Source organism: Streptomyces sp. SID14478 (assembly GCF_010548525.1).
Taxonomy (GTDB): Bacteria; Actinomycetota; Actinomycetes; order Streptomycetales; family Streptomycetaceae; genus Streptomyces.
Genome location: NZ_JAAGMG010000684.1, coordinates 1 through 3,723 on the forward strand (window position 1 = coordinate 1; position 3,723 = coordinate 3,723).

General features: G+C 72.7%; 3 protein-coding genes and 2 pseudogenes. 2 read left to right on the forward strand and 3 right to left on the reverse strand.

The features are described 5' to 3' along the window. Nucleotides 1-429 (forward strand): annotated as a pseudogene (locus tag G3I40_RS22700) (hypothetical protein); the annotation flags it as partial. Between the two features lie 81 nt (nt 430-510). Here G3I40_RS22700 and G3I40_RS22705 read toward each other — a convergent pair. Together G3I40_RS22705 and G3I40_RS22710 are read right to left on the reverse strand one after the other, a co-directional pair. Then, on the reverse strand, nt 511-1,863 hold the full coding sequence (locus G3I40_RS22705) for a PH domain-containing protein (RefSeq protein ID WP_164303979.1): 1,353 nt from the start codon (nt 1,861-1,863) through the stop codon (nt 511-513). Then, nucleotides 1,860-2,387 carry a PH domain-containing protein gene (locus tag G3I40_RS22710; RefSeq protein WP_164303980.1) on the reverse strand — a complete coding sequence of 176 codons (528 nt, stop codon included), beginning with the start codon at nt 2,385-2,387 and terminating at the stop codon, nt 1,860-1,862. The genes G3I40_RS22705 and G3I40_RS22710 overlap by 4 nt, the downstream gene beginning before the upstream one ends. Before the next feature lie 31 nt (nt 2,388-2,418). Between G3I40_RS22710 and G3I40_RS22715 the strand changes: the two genes are divergently transcribed. Next, the gene (locus G3I40_RS22715) at nt 2,419-3,570 is read left to right on the forward strand and encodes an NADH-quinone oxidoreductase subunit D (RefSeq protein WP_164303981.1); all 1,152 of its coding nucleotides are present in this window, start codon (nt 2,419-2,421) and stop codon (nt 3,568-3,570) included. Here G3I40_RS22715 and G3I40_RS22720 read toward each other — a convergent pair. Beyond that, nucleotides 3,535-3,723 (reverse strand): annotated as a pseudogene (locus G3I40_RS22720) (hypothetical protein); the annotation flags it as partial. The gene G3I40_RS22715 and the pseudogene G3I40_RS22720 overlap by 36 nt on opposite strands.

Below are 3,723 nucleotides of genomic sequence, written 5' to 3' on the forward strand. Positions count from 1 at the left end.
GACCGCCTCGCGCGGGCCGCGGCCCCGGAGGAGGCTGGTTCCCGGGGAAAGCCCCGTGCGGCGTCCGGGCACTTCGCCGTGCCGGCCGCCGCGACGGTCGCGCCCGCGGCGCCCGCACGCAAGAGGCTCGAAGGGGGCTTCGACTTCTTCGGCACGAGCGGTGCCGCCGGGGGCCCGGACGAGGACCTGGCCCAGAAGGACCTCGCGGATGTCGTCGGGGACGAGGCGCTCGCCGAGCAGCGGGCCGCCGACCGCGAGAACGCCGAGCGGGCCCAGCAGGGCAAGACCGCCGAGACCGCCGGGAACCCCGAGAGCACGGAGAACGCCGAGACCGCCGAGACCGCCGAGAAGGAAGTCATCGACCTGACGGCGCACGACGAGACCGAGCAGATCGACGTGGGCGACCTGCGGTCCGCCATGCGGGCCTGACGGTCGCCGTGGTGCGGGGCGCCCTGCTCGTCGCAGGGCGCCCTTTCGCATGCCCGGCCGGGGGCCGTGTCGTGTGCCCGGTCAGGGGGCCGTGCTCATCCAGCGATCCGGACGCGCGTCCCGGCGCCCTGTCCTCGACCGGTCCGCCTGCGCCCGCAGCAGCTCCGCGGCCTCCTGTACGTCCCTGAGGCGGGCCGTCACCGTCTTGTTGGCGCCGGTGTCCAGGCGCAGGTCGGCCACCCGCCAGTAGCGCTCCCAGGGCCCCTGGGTGAGCCGCACGCTCTGCACCTTGGCGTGCGGGACCAGGGAGAGCCGGCGCTGGAGGAGGCCCTCGCGCGCGGCGAACACCGTCTCCGTGACCGCGACCCCGTAGGCCCGCCACCACAGCGGCACGCACCAGTGGCCGCGCCGCGGCGACGGCGCGAAGTCGGCGGGCTTGGGCACCGCGACGCCCGGCAGGATCCGCGCGATGACGTCCTCGGCGTGCTCGCGCGGGGCCACCGGGACCAGCACGGAGTTCGCGGAGCCCGCGACGTGCAGCTCGACGCGGACCCAGCCGCGCCGGCGCCACAGCAGCGGCTCGACGATCCGCACGGTCTGCACACGGCCCGGCGGCACCGTCTCGTGCACCCGGTCGAGCAGCCCGTGGTCGATGCGCAGTCCGTCGGGGGACTCGCCGACCGTCCAGTCGTACTCCTTGATGAACCTGCCCGCGCTGTTGGTGAAGGCCCCGCCCACCAGCGGCACCCCGACGGCGATCACCGTCCACACGTTGTGGGTGGCGAACCACAAGAAGGTCGGCACGACGACGGCGGCCGCCAGCATCGCCCAGGGCGTGCCCGTCAGGAGCAGGCCCACCGCGAGCGTGCGCGGGGGCGTGTGCAGGATCTGCTGCGCCGGTGCCTCGCCCACCTCGCGCGCGGAATCGGGCGCGAATCCGGCCGCGCGGGCGAGGAGTTCGGCACGTAGGTCGCGTGCCTGCTTCTCTCCCAGATAGGCGAGCTCGTCCTTCTTGTCAGTGCCTACTACGTCGAGTTTCAGCTTGGCGACGCCTGCGAAGCGGGCCAGGAGGGGCTGGGTGACGTCGACGGCCTGGAGGCGGTCGAGGCGGATGTGGGCGGTGCGGCGGAACAACAGGCCCGTACGGATGCGCAGTTCGGTGTCGGTCACCGCGAAGTGCGTGAACCACCAGGTGAGGAAGCCGTACAGGGCGGCCGCCGGGACCAGGACGGCCAGGCCGATCGCCAGCGTGGTGGCGGTGAGGTGGGCCAGTTGGCGCTGCGCCTGGTCCATGTCGTGCACGGCCCAGCCGAGCAGCACGGCTATCGGCGCCCAGGCCCGGCGCAGCGGCGTGACGGGGTGCAGCCGGTGCTCCCGTACGTCGTCGGGGCCCGCCTCGGCCGGCACGCCCTCGGGGACGCGGGAGGCCGTCACAGGCCCGCCGATCGGGCTTCGCCGAGCTCGGTCAGACGGTCGCGCAGGCGCTCGGCCTCGGCCGGCACCAGGCCGGGGATCGTCGCGTCGGTGGCGGCCGCCGCGGTGTGCAGTTGCAGGCTGGCCAGGCCGAACTTGCGCTCCAGCGGGCCCGAGGTGACCTCGACCAGCTGCATCCGCCCGTACGGCACGATCGTTTCCTCGCGCCACAGGACACCGCGGCTGATCAGCAGGTCGTCGGCGCGCTCGGCGTAGCGCCACGAGCGCCAGTTGCGGCCCAGCATCGGCCAGCCCCACGCCACCACGGCCAGCGGCAGCAGGCCGAAGGCGGCCCAGGCGGGCCCCGCGAAGAGGCCGAGCAGCACCCCGACCGCCACCGCGAGCGGCACCAGCCACAGCACCAGCACCAGCCGGCGCAGGTTCAGCAGCCCGCGCGGCAGCCCGGTCCAGACCGGCGCGGCGGCCTCGGACGGCGCGTCGACACCGTCCGCGGGCCCTGTGGCCCCTGTAGTCCCCGTTTCCATACGGCCACCCTACGTAGGAGAGACTGTTCGCATGACGCCCACGACTCAGGCCACGGTCGGCATCGGTGGTGCCGCGGAGAGCACCGACATGGTGCTCAACATCGGTCCGCAGCACCCCTCCACCCACGGAGTGCTGCGCCTGCGTCTCGTGCTCGACGGCGAGCGCATCCAGCACGCGGAGCCGGTCATCGGCTACATGCACCGTGGTGCGGAGAAGCTCTTCGAGGCGCGCGACTACCGGCAGATCGTGATGCTCGCCAACCGCCACGACTGGCTGTCCGCGTTCTCGAACGAGCTGGGGGTCGTGCTCGCCGTCGAGCGGATGCTGGGCATGGAGGTCCCCGAGCGCGCCGTCTGGCTGCGGACGCTGCTCGCCGAGCTGAACCGTGTACTGAACCATCTGATGTTCCTGGGTTCGTACCCGCTCGAACTGGGCGGAATCACTCCCGTCTTCCACGCCTTCCGCGAACGCGAGGAACTCCAGAACGTGATGGAGGAGGTTTCCGGCGGCCGCATGCACTACATGTTCAACCGGGTCGGCGGCCTCAAGGAGGACCTGCCGCTCGGCTGGACCACGCGCGCGCGGGAGGCCGTCGCCTCCGTGCGCTCCCGGATGGACGTCTACGACAACCTCGTGCTCGGCAACGAGATCTTCCGCGGCCGCACGCGCGGTGTTGGTGTCCTGTCCGCCGAGGCGGCACACGCCTACGGGGTCAGCGGTCCGATCGCCCGCGCCTCCGGTGTCGACTTCGACCTGCGCCGCGACGAGCCGTACCTCGCCTACGGGGAGCTGCAGGACACCCTGAAGGTCGTCACGCGACAAGAAGGCGACTGCCTTGCGCGGTTCGAGTGCCTCCTGGAGCAGTCCCACATCGCCCTCGACCTCGCCGACGCCTGCCTGGACCGGCTCGCCGAGCTGGCGCCGGGACCGGTCAACCAGCGTCTCCCGAAGGTCCTCAAGGCGCCCGAGGGCCACACGTACGCGTGGACGGAGAACCCGCTCGGCATCAACGGCTACTACCTCGTCTCCAAGGGCGAGAAGACGCCGTACCGGCTCAAGCTGCGGTCCGCCTCGTACAACAACATCCAGGCGCTGACCGAGCTGCTTCCGGGGACGCTGGTCGCCGACATGGTGGCGATCCTCGGGTCACTGTTCTTCGTGGTCGGCGACATCGACAAGTAGGCCGCGGGTCTCCACGGCGACCGGCTCGATCAGCCAGCCGAAGTCGCCGAGCCCGCCGCGGGCCGTCAGCTCCGCGGCCTCTCCCGCCCGCGTGAGCGCCCGGACGTACGCCGCCGGGTCCCGGGAGGCCAGCGCCAGCGGCGGGCGCCCTGC

Bases quoted from the DNA above. Each gene is read 5' to 3' on its own strand.
- G3I40_RS22710 (WP_164303980.1), bottom strand. From the start codon at position 2,387: ATGGAAACGGGGACTACAGGGGCCACAGGGCCCGCGGACGGTGTCGAC.
- G3I40_RS22715 (WP_164303981.1), top strand. From the start codon at position 2,419: ATGACGCCCACGACTCAGGCCACGGTCGGCATCGGTGGTGCCGCGGAG.